This window comes from Pseudomonas fluvialis, assembly GCF_014207935.1.
Classification (GTDB): Bacteria; Pseudomonadota; Gammaproteobacteria; order Pseudomonadales; family Pseudomonadaceae; genus Aquipseudomonas; species Aquipseudomonas fluvialis_A.
The window spans coordinates 26,695-42,851 of the sequence record NZ_JACHLL010000001.1 but is presented as its reverse complement, the minus strand read 5'-3'; the positions used below and the strand labels follow the sequence as shown (position 1 = coordinate 42,851).

General features: G+C 64.0%; 14 protein-coding genes. 5 read left to right on the top strand and 9 right to left on the bottom strand.

From position 1 onward, the window contains the following. From HNP49_RS00200 to HNP49_RS00190, 3 genes are all read right to left on the bottom strand, one after another. Nucleotides 1-1,056, bottom strand: coding sequence for an imelysin family protein (locus tag HNP49_RS00200; RefSeq protein WP_184679600.1), 1,056 nt, complete (start codon nucleotides 1,054-1,056; stop codon nucleotides 1-3). Between the two features lie 10 nt (nucleotides 1,057-1,066). Next, nucleotides 1,067-2,482 carry a di-heme oxidoredictase family protein gene (locus HNP49_RS00195; RefSeq protein ID WP_184679599.1) on the bottom strand — a complete coding sequence of 472 codons (1,416 nt, stop codon included), beginning with the start codon at nucleotides 2,480-2,482 and terminating at the stop codon, nucleotides 1,067-1,069. A 154-nt stretch (nucleotides 2,483-2,636) separates the two neighbouring features. Then, entirely contained in the window at nucleotides 2,637-3,947 is a 1,311-nt protein-coding gene (locus tag HNP49_RS00190; protein WP_184679598.1) for an imelysin family protein, read from the bottom strand. Between the two features lie 183 nt (nucleotides 3,948-4,130). Here HNP49_RS00190 and HNP49_RS00185 point away from each other — a divergent pair, with 183 nt between their 5' ends. Continuing rightward, nucleotides 4,131-4,703, top strand: coding sequence for a LemA family protein (locus HNP49_RS00185; protein WP_184679597.1), 573 nt, complete (start codon nucleotides 4,131-4,133; stop codon nucleotides 4,701-4,703). 7 nt (nucleotides 4,704-4,710) lie between these two features. Continuing rightward, nucleotides 4,711-5,613 (top strand): GIDE domain-containing protein, encoded by a 903-nt coding sequence (locus HNP49_RS00180; protein ID WP_184679596.1) that lies wholly within the window; start codon nucleotides 4,711-4,713, stop codon nucleotides 5,611-5,613. A 93-nt stretch (nucleotides 5,614-5,706) separates the two neighbouring features. Here HNP49_RS00180 and HNP49_RS00175 read toward each other — a convergent pair whose 3' ends face one another. The 3 genes from HNP49_RS00175 to HNP49_RS00165 form a co-directional block, all read right to left on the bottom strand. Beyond that, nucleotides 5,707-7,770, bottom strand: a complete 2,064-nt coding sequence (locus HNP49_RS00175) for a bifunctional diguanylate cyclase/phosphodiesterase (RefSeq protein WP_184679595.1) — start codon at nucleotides 7,768-7,770, stop codon at nucleotides 5,707-5,709. Between the two features lie 182 nt (nucleotides 7,771-7,952). Beyond that, nucleotides 7,953-8,534, bottom strand: a complete 582-nt coding sequence (gene sodB, locus HNP49_RS00170) for a superoxide dismutase [Fe] (protein ID WP_184679594.1) — start codon at nucleotides 8,532-8,534, stop codon at nucleotides 7,953-7,955. Nucleotides 8,535-8,721: 187 nt separating this feature from the next. After that, complete coding sequence (locus HNP49_RS00165; protein ID WP_184679593.1) at nucleotides 8,722-9,324, bottom strand: LysE/ArgO family amino acid transporter; 603 nt, start codon at nucleotides 9,322-9,324, stop codon at nucleotides 8,722-8,724. Nucleotides 9,325-9,425: 101 nt separating this feature from the next. Between HNP49_RS00165 and HNP49_RS00160 the strand changes: the two genes are divergently transcribed. Further along, nucleotides 9,426-10,319: a LysR family transcriptional regulator ArgP gene (locus HNP49_RS00160; protein WP_184679592.1), complete on the top strand. Its 894-nt coding sequence runs from the start codon at nucleotides 9,426-9,428 to the stop codon at nucleotides 10,317-10,319. On the opposite strand, the gene HNP49_RS00155 is transcribed toward HNP49_RS00160, so the two are convergent. Together HNP49_RS00155 and HNP49_RS00150 are read right to left on the bottom strand one after the other, a co-directional pair. Further along, nucleotides 10,312-11,370 carry a trans-acting enoyl reductase family protein gene (locus HNP49_RS00155; RefSeq protein WP_184679591.1) on the bottom strand — a complete coding sequence of 353 codons (1,059 nt, stop codon included), beginning with the start codon at nucleotides 11,368-11,370 and terminating at the stop codon, nucleotides 10,312-10,314. The genes HNP49_RS00160 and HNP49_RS00155 overlap by 8 nt on opposite strands. Before the next feature lie 81 nt (nucleotides 11,371-11,451). Further along, the gene (locus HNP49_RS00150; protein WP_184679590.1) at nucleotides 11,452-13,410 is read right to left on the bottom strand and encodes a methyl-accepting chemotaxis protein; all 1,959 of its coding nucleotides are present in this window, start codon (nucleotides 13,408-13,410) and stop codon (nucleotides 11,452-11,454) included. Nucleotides 13,411-13,568: 158 nt separating this feature from the next. Here HNP49_RS00150 and HNP49_RS00145 point away from each other — a divergent pair, with 158 nt between their 5' ends. Further along, entirely contained in the window at nucleotides 13,569-14,561 is a 993-nt protein-coding gene (locus tag HNP49_RS00145) for an NAD(P)-dependent oxidoreductase (RefSeq protein ID WP_184679589.1), read from the top strand. A 37-nt stretch (nucleotides 14,562-14,598) separates the two neighbouring features. On the opposite strand, the gene HNP49_RS00140 is transcribed toward HNP49_RS00145, so the two are convergent. Next, nucleotides 14,599-14,931: a hypothetical protein gene (locus HNP49_RS00140; protein WP_184679588.1), complete on the bottom strand. Its 333-nt coding sequence runs from the start codon at nucleotides 14,929-14,931 to the stop codon at nucleotides 14,599-14,601. 308 nt (nucleotides 14,932-15,239) lie between these two features. Between HNP49_RS00140 and HNP49_RS00135 the strand changes: the two genes are divergently transcribed. Continuing rightward, nucleotides 15,240-16,052: an ATPase gene (locus HNP49_RS00135; RefSeq protein ID WP_184679587.1), complete on the top strand. Its 813-nt coding sequence runs from the start codon at nucleotides 15,240-15,242 to the stop codon at nucleotides 16,050-16,052. Nucleotides 16,053-16,157: the final 105 nt, after the last annotated feature.

The following is a 16,157-nucleotide window of genomic DNA, read 5'->3' as shown; positions in this document are numbered from 1 at the left end:
TCAGTCTCCGTCGTGGGCGTTGAAGCCGAGCTGGATATTCAGCGCCTTGGCCAGTTGGCTGGCATGCAGCTGGTGTAGACGGCTCAGGCTGTCATAGAAGACATTCAGGCGTTCACGTCCGGCAGCGTCCTTGAGCAGTGCATCCAGCGGCTGGTCGAGGGCCTTGAACTGGGCTTGGGTGTCCAGCCAGGCCTGGTCGATCTGCTCGGCCAGGGCCTGCTGGGCGCTGGGCAGCAACTGACGCAGGCTGCCATCTTCACTGCCCTCCCAGAGTGTCTGGGCGCTGCCGAGGCTGGCGCCGATCAGCGCCAGCGAGGCCTGACTGCGCCAGGCTTCGGCCTGGTACGGCTGCGGCTGACCCTTGCTCTGCCGGCCAAGCGGAGTGCCGAGCTTCTTCTTCAGCAGTTCCAGGGCATTGACCTGGGTACGCAGCAGTTCGGCCACGGCTTCCTGGCCATCGGCAAAGCGGGCATTGGGGAACTGGCTGAGCTCGGCGAGCATGCCGTCTTTGGCCTGCCACTGTTCCAGCACGTGGCCGGCCAGTTGCTGCTGATGGGCGGCGATGCTGGTCAGCAGGGGGCAGTAGCGGGCTTTCTGCTCGGCCTGGGTAAGGTCAATGGCCTGATCGAACAGCACGTATTCATAGGCGCTCAGGCCCTGAACCACCACGCTGGCCGAGTCCAGATCGGCCTGATTCAGCTGCGGCTTGCTGGTGAGCAGCGCCTCGACCTGGCGCTGCACCAGGTTCTTCTTGTCCGGCCAGAACTGCACCTGCCAGGCCAGATTGCCTTCGCTCAACGGGCCCACGGCGACCGGCTGCAGGGCCGCCCAGTGCTGCTGTACGGTCAGCAGTTGCTGGCGGGCCTGGGCCAGGTCGGCGCTGCCCTGGCAGAACGCAGTGGCGCTCTGGCTCAGTTGTTGATTGGCCTGCAGCCAGGCCTGGTAAGCCGGCAGCACCTGCTGCGTGGCCAGTTGCCGGCTGATGCTGGCCTGGTCTGGCGCCGGGTTGCAGGCGACCAGGGTCAGGCAGGAAAGGGCGAGCAGAGTCTTGCGCATGGGAGCTCCGTTACAGGGAATTGAGGAAGGCCAGCAGGGCCTCGCGCTCATCGCGGCTGAAATGACTGACGGCATCGCGGGCAGCCTGGGCTTCGCCGCCATGCCAGAAAATGGCTTCGAGCAGATTACGCGCCCGGCCATCGTGAAGGAATTGGGTATGACCACTGACCTGCTGCGTCAGGCCGATGCCCCATAGCGGCGGGGTGCGCCACTCCTGACCGCTGGCGAGAAACTCGGGGCGCTGGTCGGCAAGGCCGGGACCCATGTCGTGCAGCAGCAGATCGCTATAGGGGCGAATGGTCTGGCCAGCCAGTTCTGGCTCCGCTGCGTCGGCGCGGGTGATGAACTTCGGGGTGTGGCAACTGGCGCAGCCGGCCTGATGGAACAGTGCCTTGCCCTTGAGCACCTGCGGCGCGTCGACCTGGCGGCGTTGCGGAACGGCCAGGTTGCGGCTGTAGAACAGCACGCTGGCGAGGATGTTGTCGCTGACCTCGGGGCTGCCGCCATTGGGCATCTGCTGGCAGGCGGCTTGTGCCGCCGTGCAGTCATCGGCGGGCAGCAGCGAGGTGGTCAGGCCCATGTCTCCGGCAAAGGCGTGGGCGTTCTGCTGGTTCAGGGTGGGTTGCCCGGCCTTCCAGCCGAAGCGGCCGATCATGCTCTGCCCGCGGGCGTCATCCCACACCTGATTGGCGCGGCCGCTGATACCGTCGCCATTGCTGTCGTCGGGGTCGGCGAGTGCCAGCAGGTCGGCATCGGCAATGGCTTCGAGCAGGCCGAGGCCGATCATGGGCGGTGCGATGCGCAGGGAGAATTGCGTCTGCGGGTGCAGCGGACCATAGCCGAGGTCGCTGAGCTGCAGTTTTGGCTGACGCAACTCGACTTCGCTGCCGTCGGCCAGGGTGATGCGCTGTGTGTGCCACTCCAAGCGGATCCTGCCTTCGGGGGCGTGGCCGGGGATGGCCATGTCCTGCAGCTGGCCGCCGTAGGTAGGTTCGGCGATCACGCCGTGGCGCTGCAGCTGTGCTTCCTGGCCCGGCGTGGCGGGAATTGACAGGCGTAGCAGCATGGATACGGCGCTGGCCGCGTCGGCTGCCGGTGGGTGACCGCGACCATCCTTGATATGGCAGTTCTGGCAGGCGTTGGTGTTGAACAGCGGGCCGAGACCATCACGAGCGGTGGTGGTCGAGGGCGCGATGACCCAGGGCGCGCGGAAGAAACTGTTGCCGACGCTGAAGTCCAGGCGGCGCACCGGCGTCAGGTTGGCCGAAGGCATGGAGAAGGCGTTGTGGTCGACCTGGGCCACGCTGGCGGTGCCGCCAGAGAGGGCTTCACCCGGCTCGGCACGGCTGAAATCGGCCTGCTGGGCATCGCAGCCGGCCAACAGGGCGGCCAGTAGCAGCGGCAAGAGACGAGGCGAAACAGGCATGGCAAACACCTGGAGAAAACGAGGGCGCCAGGGTAACAGCTAGCGCTTTTTGAAATAAGAACAATTGCCATTCACGGTGGCGGCATGGCGTCGCACCCTGGCGGAAAAACAAACGGGATGCCGCAGGGCATCCCGTTCGCGTAACTGCGGGGGATCAGAACTGGTGGTCGGCGGTGTCCGGCTTCAGTTCGTTGATGCCCAGCTTGGCCGAGGCCTGCTCGATCGCGGCGGTCTGCTTGACCAGTGCGGCAATGGCGTCGCGGACGATCTGCTGGCCGGCGCTGTTTTCGGCGGCGATCAGTTGATCGAAGTGCTGGCCATTGTTGGCGCTGTCCACCAGGACCTGCAGCTTGCCTTCGGTCGCCTCCAGGTCTGCCTTGAGGGTGCTGTCGGTCTGGGTGTCGGCCTTGGCCACCAGGCTGGACAGGCTCGGGCCAGTCAGGGTGCTGCCGTCGACCTTCTGGTATTCGCCCAAGTAGACGTTGCGGATGCCCTTGGCGTTGAAGAAGTGCGAGTTGTGGGTGTTGTCGCTGAAGCAGTCGTGCTCGTCTTCGGTGGAGTTGGCTTCCAGCGCGACTTTCATGCGCTCGCCGGCCAGCTCGCCCAGGGACAGGCTGCCCATGCCGAACAGCATCTTGCGCAGGCCGCTGTCGGCCGGCTCGGCTTCCAGCTTGGCGCGGTAGTTGTCGGCCTTGCCGGTCTGCCACTGGCCGACCATGTATTCCAGGTCGCTGACCAGCAGGCCGGTGGCAGCCTTGAGGAACTCGGCGCGGCGCTCGCAGTTGCCGGCGGTGCAGGCTTCGCCCTGGGCAAAGTCTGTGGCCGGGCGATTGCCGGCACCGGGGTTGGTGCCGTTGAGGTCCTGGCCCCAGAGAAGGAACTCGATGGCGTGGTAGCCGGTGGCGACGTTGGCTTCGGAGCCGCCCAGCTCATTCAGGCTGGCCAGCAGTTCACCGTTGATGGTGCTCACGTCGATCTTGTCTTCGCCGACCTGCAGCTCGCGGTTGGCGATGATGTTGGCCTGCGCGCCCGGGTTGCCCAGGGCATGCTGGTAGTCCTTGGCCACGTAGTCGATCAGGCCTTCGTCCAGCGGCCAGGCGTTGAGCTGGCCTTCCCAGTCGTCGACCACCGGGTTGCCGAAGCGGAACACTTCGCTCTGCATGTACGGCTTGCGCGCGGCCAGCCAGGCTTCGCGGGCCGCCTTGAGGGTGGCATCGTTAGGCTGGGCGAGCAGGGCGTCGACCGCCTTCTGCAGGTTCTGGGCGGTGCTCAGGGCATCGCTGAAGACGGCCAGGGCCAGATCGCCATAGTGCTTGACCACGGCCTGGCCGGCGCTGGCATCCACCGCGCTGCTGGCCGCCGGCGTAGTGGCTGCGGTGTTGGCCGGGGTCTTTTCTTCGCCGCAACCGGCGAGGGTGATGGCAACGGCGAGCAGGCTGGCTGCGGCCCAAGGCTTACGAAGCATGGTGATTCCTTCTGGTCTGGCGCGGCGAGGGATATAAGAAACGTGAGTATAATGCGAAATATTTGCATTAACTGTAAAGCCTGACCGTGGATTTTCTCCCGCTGTGCTCGGGCTGGCAGTGTGGGGTGGCATTTGCCGGTAGAATCGGCCGGAATCTTTCGCAGCCCTCAGGGAGAAGCCTGCATGAGCCTGACCACTGTTGCCGTTCTGGTTGTCCTGTTCCTCGTCGCCGCCTACGCGGTCACCCTGTACAACGCGCTGGTCCGCCTCAAGCACGGGGTGAGCAAGGCCTGGTCGAATATCGACGTGCTGCTCAAACAGCGCCATGAGGAACTGCCCAAGCTGGTGGAAACCTGCAAGCAGTACATGCAGCACGAGCGCACTACCCTGGAACAGGTGATCGCCGCGCGCAATGCCGTGGCCAGTGCCAGCCAGAAGGGCGATATGCAGGCCCTGGGACAGGCGGAAACCGGTCTGCGTGCCGGTCTCGGCCAACTGTTCGCCCTGGCCGAGAATTACCCGCAGCTCAAGGCCAACGAGAGCTTTCAGCACCTGCAGCAGCGCATCAGTGGCCTGGAAAATGGCATTGCCGATCGCCGCGAGCTGTACAACGAGGCGGTCAATCTGAACAACGTGCGCATCGAGCAGTTTCCCGATGTGCTGATCGCCCGCTTCTTTGCCTTCAAGGCCGCCGAGCTGTTGCAGTTCAGCGATGCCGAGAAGGCCGATGTCGACCTGAAACAGCTGTTCAGCTGAGGCGCCCATGGCCACGGATGTCGCGGGCCTGGCCCTGAGTCTGGCCTTCAGCGTGGGCGCCTGTGTCGGCGGTGGCTGGTGGTGCGTGCAGCGCTGGCGGCAGGCGCGCATTCTGCTGGATACGCCGACCTCGAAGATTCGCTCGGCGGCCCAGGGCTTTGTCGAACTTTATGGCGTGCTCAAGGAACAGGTCGAGCCGCCACTGCGCGCGCCCCTGACCGATACTCCCTGCGTGTGGTGGCGCTATCGCATCGAGGAGTGCAGCCGCGACAGCAACAACAAGCTGCGCTGGCGGGTGGTCGAGAGTGGCACCAGTGAGGCCTGGCTTAGACTGGCAGATGCCACCGGCGAATGCCTGATCGATCCACGCGGTGCCGAAGTCCGCGCGGCCACTCGGCAGAGCTGGCATGGCAGTCAGCGTCATCCGCTACGCCTCGAGCGGGGCGGCCTGTTCAGTCTGCTGTTCAACCAGAGTGGCTATCGCTACAAGGAAGAGCGCCTGCATGCGGGCGAGCCGCTGTATGCCATCGGTGACTTTCACACTCAGGGTGGTGGCCGCACGGGACTCGATCTGGAGCGTGCCCGGGGTGAGGTGGTGCGCGAGTGGAAGCAGGATTTTCAGGGGCTGCTGACGCGCTTCGACAGCAATGCCGACGGCCGCCTGGATGAGCCTGAGTGGCAGCGCGTGCAGCTGGCCGCCGGCCTGGAGGCCGAGCAGCGCCATCGCCAGGTGAGCCTGCAGCCGGCACAGAACATCATGCGCCGGCCTGGCGAGGCGCAGCCATTTCTCTTGTCCAGTTCCGGTGAGGATGACGTGGCGCGCAGCTTCCAGTGGCAGGCCGCGGCTGGTGCGGTGGCTTGTCTGCTGGGGGCGCTGGCGACCGCCTGGTTGCTGCAGAACGCGCTCTAGCAGGCTGTTGGCACTAAGTGGCTTGGGGCGAGCCGCGCTGTAACGAAGCCCAGCAGACTCCGCGTGCTGGGTTTTGCTGCACTCAGCGCCGGTCTACTGGCGTTCGCCAAGCGAGACTTCGCTGAGCCGCCGGGATTGCTTGAGGTATTGCAGCAGGTCGCGCGGCGGCAGGGGCTTGCTGTACAGGTAGCCCTGACCTTCGTCACAGCCCTGGGCAATGATGTAGGCCTCCTGCTCGGCGGTTTCCACGCCCTCGGCGATTACCTGCATGCCCAGGCTGCGGCCGAGCTGGATGATGGCGCGTACGATGGTGGCATCGTCCTCGTCCTCGAACAGGTCCTGGACGAAGCTCTTGTCGATCTTGATCTTGTCCAGCGGCAGACTCTTCAGGTAAGTCAGCGAGGAGTAGCCGGTACCGAAGTCGTCGATCGCGATCAGCGCGCCGGAACGGCGCAGGCTGAGCAGGTGCTGGGCTGCGGTGGAGATGTCTTCCATCAGGCCGGTTTCGGTGACTTCCAGTTCCAGGCTGCGCGGCGGCAGCCGATAGACCTGCAACAGGTTGTTGACCACCCGCGGCAGCTCCGCGTGGTGCAGTTGCACGGTGGACAGGTTGACCGCCATGCGCAGTTCAGCAAAGCCCTGATCGTGCCATTCGCGCAGCTGGCGACAGGCCTGGTCGAGCACCCATTCACCGATGGTGATGATGCTGCCGTTCTGCTCGGCCAGTGGGATGAACAGGTCGGGCGAGATGAAACCGTGGGTCGGGTGCTGCCAGCGGATCAGCGCTTCAACGCCGACAATCTGCTGGCTGCGGTAGTCGATCTGCGGCTGGTAGACCAGATGGAATTCGTTGCGGGCCAGGGCTTCGCGCAGATCCTTGTCCAGCTCGCGACGGCGGCGCATCTCGCTGTCGACGCTGGCGACGAAGAACTGGTAGCGGTTGCGCGAGCGGCTCTTGGCCAGGGTCATGGTCTGCTCGGCTTTCTGCAGCAGGTTCTCGGTGCGGTCGCCATCCTCGGGGAACAGGGTGATGCCGATGGTGGCGCGCAGGCGCACTTCCTGGCTTTCCAGCTGGAAGGGGGCTTCCAGGTCGTCGAGGATGGTCTGCGCGAGTTCGGCAGCTTCGTAGGGTTGCTCGATGTCGGTCTGCACCAGGGCGAACTGGTCGCCGCCCAGGCGGGCCAGGGCGCCGAGACGGCCGCCATGGCTGCGCAGGCGATCGGCGAGGGATACCAGCAACTGGTCACCGGTCTGGTAGCTGAACTGTTCGTTGACGCCCTTGAAGTCGTCCAGACCTACGCACAGCACGGCAACCCGGCGTTGCAGGCGTCCGGCGTCTTCGAGAATCTGGTCGAGTTGCTGCTGCAGCAGCTGGCGGTTGGGCAGGCCGGTGAGAAAGTCGTACTGCGACATGCGCAGCAGGCTGGTTTCCGCCTCGCGGCGCAGGTGGGTGTTGCGTTCGATGGAGGCGAGCAACTGGTTGGCGGTGTTGATCCACAGCCCCAGTTCGTTCTTCTCGTTGCCCTTGAGCATCGGCAGCTTGTGTTCGCTGGGACGGTCCGGGTTGATGTTGGACAGGTGGTCGATGATCTTGCTCAGCGGCCGCGTCAGCAGCCAGTGGTAGACCATGTACAGCACCAGGCCCATGGCCAAGGCGCGTAGCACGCCAGAGATGAAGATCACGATGGAGTTGGCGACGAAGTCTTCACCGTAGGGTGCGGTGTCCAGGGCAATGGTCAGGTCGCCGTAGTATTCGCTGTAGGGCCCCTTGCCCACCAGTTGGGTGGAGAAGCTCTGTTCCTTGCCGAGGATAGGGTCGGTGATCCAGCGGGTTGGCTTGTCCATCAGTGGGCGGGATTTTTCCGCCAGCATGGGTTCGTTGGGGTGGCCGATGGCGGCGTGCTGCACCGACTCGTGCTGGAACAGGCCTTCGATCACCTGCATGCCCATCTCGCGGTCCAGGCTGTACACCGCCTGGGTCGAGGGATCGCGGAACATGCCGAGAATGCGCTGGGCGTCGTTGGCCACGGCCTGGCGGGCGCGATAGGCGTCGAAGACAATCTGCGAGAAGCTGAGGATGATCCCGACCACGAGGGCGGAGAGCAGTACGACGCGTAGCAGCTTGAGCGACAGACTGTTTTTCAGTTCCAGCTTCAAAAGGCGGTTCCTTGTTCCGGCAGGAAGTTGTTGCACCCAAGCAGTATTGGTAATCAACGGCAACTCGTCAAAGCGCAGGGCTTAATTGCTGGCAAGTTTTCTGCGCGGCCGCTGTTTGCGGTCTGGCTGAAATGCAAGAGCCCGGCAAATGCCGGGCTCTTGGGGATGACGCCGGGTCAGCTTCAGGCAGCGAAGTTCTTCGCCACGAAGTCCCAGTTCACCAGGTTCCAGAACGCTTCTACATACTTCGGACGCAGGTTGCGGTAGTCGATGTAGTAGGCGTGTTCCCACACGTCGCAGGTCAGCAGCGGGGTGTCACCGCTGGTCAGCGGGCAGCCGGCGCCGATGGTGCTGGCCAGGGCCAGGGAGCCGTCGGCCTTCTTCACCAGCCAGCCCCAGCCGGAACCAAAGGTGCCGATGGTGACTTTGCTGAACTCTTCCTTGAACTTGTCGAAGGAGCCGAAGGCCGCGTTGATCGCGTCAGCCAGGGCGCCAGTCGGCTGGCCACCGCCGTTCGGCGACAGGCAGTTCCAGTAGAAGGTGTGGTTCCAGATCTGCGCGGCGTTGTTGAACACGCCGCCGGTGGAGGTCTTGACGATGTCTTCCAGGCTCTTGCCTTCGAACTCGGTGCCCGGCACCAGGTTGTTCAGGTTCACCACGTAGGTGTTGTGGTGCTTGCCGTGGTGGAATTCCAGGGTCTCGGCGGAAATGTGCGGCTCGAGGGCGTTCTTTTCGTAGGGCAGCGGCGGCAATTCGAAGGCCATGGTGTTTCTCCGTTATTCCTCAGGGCTTGGCTGGCGCGGCAGGCAGCGACCGGTTCACGGGCCGGTCGGCGCTGTGGAGCTGGGCTCGGCGCGCCGCGGAGCGGGATCATAGCACCGCCGGGTGCGGCATATCCACGCAGCAACTGTGTGGGAAAGCCCGTGGCAGGCCGCTTTCTGGGACTCGACCTTACTGGCCGAGGATGAGTTGAGCGGCAACGCTGAGCATCATCAGGGCGACCAGGATATCCAGCACCCGCCAGGTGCTGGGGCGCGCCAGCCAGGGGGCGAGCCAGGCCGCGCCGAGGGCCAGGCTGAGAAACCACAGCAGCGAGGCACTGGCCGCGCCAGCGGCGTAGGCGCCGGGTACCGCCTGCTGGCTGCCTAGCGAGCCGATCAGTAGCACCGTGTCCAGGTACACATGCGGGTTTAGCAGGGTCACCGCCAGGGTGCTCAGCAGCACGGCGCGGCGCGAGCGCGGCCCGGCATCGGCATTGCCCTGCAGGGCATCGTTGCTGCAGGCACGGCGCAGGGCCTGAAAGGCATACCAGAGCAGGAAGGCCACCCCGCCCCAGCGGGCGATGCCGAGCAGCAGCGGGCTCTGTGCCAACAGGGCGGCCAGGCCGAACACGCCGGCGGCGATCAGGACGGCATCGCACAGCACGCAGAGGGCGGCGGCCGGCAGATGATGTTCGCGGCGCAGGCTCTGCGCCAGGACGAAGGCGTTCTGCGCGCCGATGGCCATGATCAGGCCGAAGGCCACCAGCAGGCCGTTGCTATAGCTTTGCCACATGGGCATGTCTCCAGAGTGGGTGGGGCAATGGCTGGAGAGTCTGAGGTGAGCGGGTGTATAAGGAAAACAAATCATGCTGATGCTTCATAAGGAAAACTGATTTGTTTGACTACAAGTTGCTTTCCGCGTTGGCCGCGGTGGTGGAGCAGGGTGGCTTTGAGCGGGCTGCACAGGTGCTGGGATTGTCCCAGTCGGCCGTCTCCCAGCGCATCAAACTGCTGGAGGCCAGGGTCGGTCAGCCGGTGCTGCAGCGCAGCACACCGCCAGCCGCCACTGAACTCGGGCAGCGTCTGCTCAACCACGTGCAGCAGGTGCGCTGGCTGGAACGCGATCTGGGGCAGAGCGTGCCGGCGCTGGCCGGTGGCAGCCAGCCGGAGCGGCTGCGTATCGCCCTGAATGCCGACAGCCTGGCGACTTGGTGGGCGCCGGCGGTGGCGGCCTTCTGTGCCGAGCAGCAGGTCTTGCTGGAACTGGTGGTGGAGGATCAGGAGGTGGGGCTCAAGCGCATGCGCGCCGGTGAAGTGGCCGCCTGCGTCTGCGCGGCCGAGCGTCCGGTGGCCGGCGCGCGCAGTGTGGCCCTGGGGGCCATGCGCTACCTGGCGCTGGCCAGTCCCGCGTTTGTTGCTCGGCATTTTCCAGAGGGTGTGCAGGCTGAGCGGCTGGCCGAGGTGCCGGCTATCGTTTTCGGTCCGGATGACCAGTTGCAGCACCGTTATCTGGCTGCGCTGGGGATGCACGGCGGTTTCAGCTACCACCTGTGTCCGTCGTCGGAGGGCTTTGTCCGTCTGGCCAGTGCCGGCCTTGGCTGGGGGCTGGTGCCGGCGCTGCAGGTCGAGGCGCAGCTGACCCGAGGCGAACTGGTCGATCTGCTGCCGGGGCAGTTTCTCGATGTGCCGCTGTACTGGCACCACTGGCGCCAGGGCGGTGAGTTGCTGGCCAGCCTGACCCGGCATCTCGGTCAGGCCGCCCTGCAGACCCTTCAGCCGATCAGCTGATGACGATGCTGGCGCAGCCCGGCAGTTGCTCGATGCAACGCGATCCCAGCAGTTTCGAGGGGGTGAAGTAGCCGCCCGGGCCTTGGTAGTCGAGCAGATGCCGCACGCTCATCAGCACGCCGTACACGGTCACGTCGTAGCCATTGCCAGTGGTCAGCCGGGCTGTGCGGATCACGCCCGCCGCGTTGCGGGCCTCGCCCCAGACCCAGGTGGGCAGGTGCTGGCGGGCGCTGGCCGACGGCCCCTTGATGCGCTTGGCGACCTGCCCCTTGAGCCAGCGCTGCACGCCCGGCTTGCCCAACAGCGGGCGCAGCGGGTCAAGCAGACGCAGCAGCCAGGCCATGGGCGCCGGCAGAGGCAGGTAGACGCTGATGTTGGCGATGCCGGTGGAGTAGAGCGCCGTGGCAACGTCGCCCCAGGGGATGGTGGCGGCATGCTTGAGGCCGCGGCCGAAATCGATATCGCGACCGTGATGGGCCATCGGCACGCTGATGATCTGTCCGTCCTGGCGAATCTGTCCGCCCAGCTTGAGCCCTTCGACGCTGGTCTTGGCGGTGCCGGGCGACAGACCGCTGCCGGTATCGAAGCCCAGGCACAGGTGTGTGGCGTCGGGCAGTGCGTCTTTCAGGCAGGCAGCGACGCAGTCGGTGGGGATGACGTCGAACCCCGAGCCTGGCAGCAGCACGATGCCGGCGTCCCGCGCCTGCGCATCGCGGGCCTGTGCGGCCTGGAACACGCCGATCTCGCCGGTGATGTCGACATAGTGGGTCTTGCTGGCCAGGCAGGCCTCGATCATCGGCGCGCTGGTGGCCGAGAACGGCCCGGCGCAATGAGCGACGACGGCGATGTCGGCCAGCTGTTCGGCAACCTGCGTCGGAGTATTCAGGTCGAAAATCCGTGCGCTGAGACCGAGCCGGGTGGCCAGCGCCTGCACACCGGCCGGGTCACGCCCGGCGAGAATCGGGGTAAGGCCCTGACGCACGGCCTCCTCGGCCAGCAGGTGGGCGGTATAGCCATTAGCGCCGTAGATCAGCCAGTGTTGCTTGGCCATAACGAGTTCTCCTTGTTCAATGGATGCATCCGTGTAAACGAGATCTACGACGTTGTCGCCGACCTGTGGGTTGGGGCTGGGCTAAAGCCTGAAGTGGCTTACCAGTGCTTGCTGATCAACCGCCACGTTCTGCAGGCGCTCGCCATACGCACGGGTGTTTTCGGCAGTCTGCCGATTGTCGCAGGTCATATCATGCAGTTGGTGCATATGCTGGTCGATGGTCTGTGTGTTACTGGCTTGTTCTTCTGCTGTTTGGGCAATTCGGAAGGCCAGATCATGCACGCTCTCCAGTGACTGGTTGAGTTCGCCTAGCGTGTCGAGCACCGCTTTGGTTTCCTGCTCTAGTCCGCGCGCCTGATCAGCGGCGCCTTGCATGGTTAGCTGGGCTTTACCAGATGACTGCTGCAGCGCCTGAATGATGCCGACGATTTCCTCAGTGGCTGTACTGGTCCGGGTTGCCAATTGACGGACCTCATCTGCAACCACGGCAAAGCCCCGGCCTTGCTCACCCGCTCTGGCCGCCTCAATCGCGGCGTTGAGTGCCAGCAGGTTGGTCTGTTCAGCAATGCTTTTGATTACGTTGAGTACAGTGCCGATCTGCAGGGCGTCGTGAGCCAGGGTGTCGACTACTTCGCCTGTTTGCTGAATGCCTCCGAGCAGCCTCGCTTGTTGGCTGATCATCTGTTCCAGGGTGCGCTGCATGGCGCTGAACGTGGTTTTGGCTGAGGTGCTGTTCTGGGCGCTGGCATTGGCGTCGGTCGCAATTCCCAGCACCGTTGCACTCATTTCTTCAATCGCATGCACAATCTGTTCGAGTGCCTGTTGCTGCCGGTCCAGATTGTCCCGGGTGGTACTGGCTGCGCTCAGGATGGCACCGCTTGACTGATTGATGGCCTGGTTGGATGTGCCCAGGCGTTGAACAATGGAGTGCCAGGCTGCAGCCATTTCGCTCAGGGCCAGCATCAGCCCCGCCTGGCCCGTTCTGTCCTCGTTGGCAAGACTGAGCTCTCCGGCGGCCAGTCGTCGAGCCAGACGCACCATCTGGCTCGGCTCCCCGCCTAGCGGACGCATCAGACTGCGGCTCACCCATAGGGTCACGCCGGCAACGCTGGCTACCGTGAGTAGCGCCAGGATAAGAATCTGCCACATCAGTGCGCGTACTGGCGCAAAGGCCTGGGACTCATCCATCTCGGCGATCAGTGCCCAATGGTGATTGGCAAACTCGATGGGAATGAAAACTTTGAGTGAGGGGGCTTGATCAAGGCCAGGTTCCTCAAGGCGACCGCTGGCCCCTTTGAGGGCCTGCTGCACGGCGAGACTTTTGGCAGCGTCGTGCTGCAGGGCTGTCAGATCGGCAAAACGGATCGAGTCCGAGCGGAGTTTGCCGTCTTCACCTACCAGATAGGTCTCGCCAGCATCTCCCAGGCCTTGGCGGGTTTGCATAAGGCTGTTGAGCTTGGTGACGGGTAACTCCAGGGTCAGAAACAGGAGAGGTACTTGGGGATCTTCACCTGCAACGGGCGTGCTGAGCAGCATGCTTGGTTCATTGCCATGCAGTGGATTCTTGGTCAGGTCACTGATGGCTGTTTTGCCCGTGCGTTGTGTTTGCTGGACATTACGGGCCAGCGGAGAGGACTGGCTGGCGCTGGCCTTGAGGTCCGCTTGCTGACTGTCGAGCTTGTTCACGCTGAAGATGACTTTGCCGCTGGGGAGACTCAAGTGCAGGTCACGATAGCCAAAGGTCGTGATGAAGTTCTTGAACATATCCCGGTCGTAGTTGGCGGCACTGATCAAGGCAATTTCATCGAGCCCCTGATAGTTGGTCGCCAGGTTGTTACTCAGGGCGCTGAGCTGATGTTTTCGCTGTTGCAAGTCGTCCAGCAACTGACGCTGCTTGATATGCGCCACGGCTTCCAGAGCACTGAGGCTCTGTTCTCGCAGAGCTTCTCCTGCGTGAAGATAGACCGTCACAGCCATGGCCAGAACCGGGATTAGGCCAATCAGTAAGTAGCTGATGGCCAGCTTTAGGCGCAGTGGCATCTCGGACCCCTTGAAGGTTTTTTGTGATTGTAGTTGAAGCAAATATTGCACGAGTGTTTGATTTAAAACACATCTAGGTGGCTGCGGAGTCACTGGCTTGGCCTGCTGGGACAGGTGTGCCTGCTATACAGTGCTGGGCAACTTAGTGCGGAGGCAGCATGCGGATACTGGTCACGGGGGCGAGTGGTTTTATTGGTGGGCGTTTTGCCCGGTTCGCGCTGGAGCAGGGCCTGAGCGTGCGCATCAATGGTCGTCAGGCCGACGCGGCGGCCGGGCTGATCGCGCGGGGGGCGGAGTTCATCCAGGGTGATCTGGCCGATCCCGAGCTGGCCCGCCGGGCCTGCGCCGGGGTGGAAGCGGTGGTGCATTGCGCCGGTGCGGTGGGCGTGTGGGGGCCGTACGAGCGCTTTTACCAAGGCAATGTGCAGCTGACCGACAATGTGCTGGCAGCCTGCCAGACCGAGGGCGTGCGGCGGCTGGTGCATCTGTCCTCGCCGTCGATCTATTTTGATGGCCAGTCCCATGTGGGCATCCGCGAAGAGCAGCTGCCACAGCGTTTCTCCGATCACTATGGGGCGACCAAGTACCTGGCCGAACAGCATGTATTTGCCGCTCAGCAGCATGGGCTGGAGGTGCTGGCGCTGCGCCCGCGTTTCGTCACGGGGGCCGGCGACACCAGCATCTTCCCGCGGCTGATCCGAATGCAGCGCAAAGGACGGCTGTCGATCATCGGTGACGGGCAGAACCGGGTCGATTTCACCAGCATCCACAATCTCAACGATGCGCTGTTCAGTGCACTGCTGGCCTGTGGCGAGGCCCTGGGCAAGGCCTACAACATCAGCAATGGTGCGCCGATGCCACTGTGGCAGGTGGTCAACCATGTGCTGGCGCGCTTCGATCTGCCGCCGGTGACCCGCCATGTTCCCTATCCGCTGGCCTATGGCCTGGCCACGCTCAGCGAGTGGACCTGTCGCCTGCTGCCAGGGCAGCCGGAGCCGAGCCTGTTTCGCATGGGCGTGAATGTGATGGCGCGCGACTTTTCCCTGGATATCAGCCGGGCCCGGCAATACCTCGGCTATCAGCCGAAAGCCGAGGTATGGGATGCCGTGGACGAATTCTGCGACTGGTGGCGAATCCGCGAAGGCGCTTAGCGCGACGTTATGCGGTATCGCTGCTCTGCACGGGCTTTCAGGCGTAGACGCGCTGGCCGCGGTATATCCGTACCGAGCCGCCTTGTGCCTGAACCGCCGGTGGGATAGTGACACTGGCCAGCGGCGTGTTCTCTGCTACGGGCTCTTGGTGGATGACCTTGGCAGGCTGTGCTTTGCCAGGTTGCAGTCCGCCCAATTCGGCCAGTCGCTGACCCAGCTGGCGGGTGGTGTCATCGTGCGTGCGCAGGCAGGCGGCGAGCATCGCGGCGATGGCATCGGGCTGGCTGAGGCGGATATCCACGCCCATCTCGCTCCGCAGGCGACGGCGCAGGGTCTGCATGCAGTCCACCAGGGCTTTGTTGATTTCCATGCGTCTTATCCCCTTTGATCCGACGGCTTGGCCGCGTCTTCCTGAGCTACTGGCCAACCTTGGCCAGCGCGGCACGCAGACCGGCATCCTGCCGGCCTTCCTCTGTCTCGCGACAGTGCGGCAAAAGCGAAGCAAAGGCTGTACCAGTGTGCGGCAGGGCACATTTCGCGCGGTGTGGGCGATTGGCTGGCGCGAGGGCTGCACTTCGTCGGTGCGCTCTGCACCAGGCTGATGCCGCGCTGCAGGCTGACAGCTGGCGGCGGTATACTGCGGCGCATTCTCACTTCTTGCTGTTTTAAAGGCCTCGCATGCGCAACGACACCCTCGACGAGCTGGACACCGTGCCCAGCTTGAAAACCGATGACCTGGACCGCGACGATTTCGTGCAGCAGCGCGTCGACCGTGGCCAGCCGTTGCGCGCCGTGGCCACCCCGCCCCGCAGTTCCACCGGACCGTTGTGGGCGCTGATCGCGGCGCTGCTGATGGCCATGGCCGGCCTGGCCTGGTGGAGCTTCCAGCAGATCGTGCTGATGGAGCAGCAACTGGTGGCAACCCAGGAAAGCTTCGCCAAGATCAGCGAGGATGCCGCCGGGCGCCTGCAGGATATTTCCGGCAAGGTAGTCGCCGCCGAGTCCAGCTCCACCACCGAGGCCGAGGCCCTCAAGCTGCGGGTCAAGCAGCTGGAGAACAAGCTGGCCGAGGTGAGTCGTCAGCAGCAGAACGTTGCCGTGCAGCAGACCAGCCAGGGCAAGCGTCTGGAACAGTTGAGCACTGAGCTGAAAAGCCAGCAGGGCAGTGCGGATCAGTTGGCGTCCCAGGTGAAGACTCTGGGTGCCGAGCAGAGCAAACTGCAGCAGGCCCTGGCCGGGATGACTCAGCAGGGTGAGCAGCTCAAGCAGCTCAGCGCTGCCGTGGAAACCCTGAAGAAGCAGGGCAACCCTAGCCAGGCCATCAGCCGTCTGGAGCAGGACCTGCTGGTGCTGCGCAGCGAACTGGAAACCCGCAGTGCCAGCAGCAGTACCGCTGAGTTCGATGCCTTCCGTGCCCAGATGGCCCGCAACATCAGCACCCTGCAGGCCCAGGTGGTCAACCTGCAGCAGCAGCTCGACGCCCGCCGCTGATCGCGGCTAACTCCAGCGCTGTCTCAGAACCTGTTTAAAGTCTCGCGAGCTAGAGCCAGGCAAGGCGAAATTGGGCGAAGAAGCGCAGTTTACGAGTGGTAAATG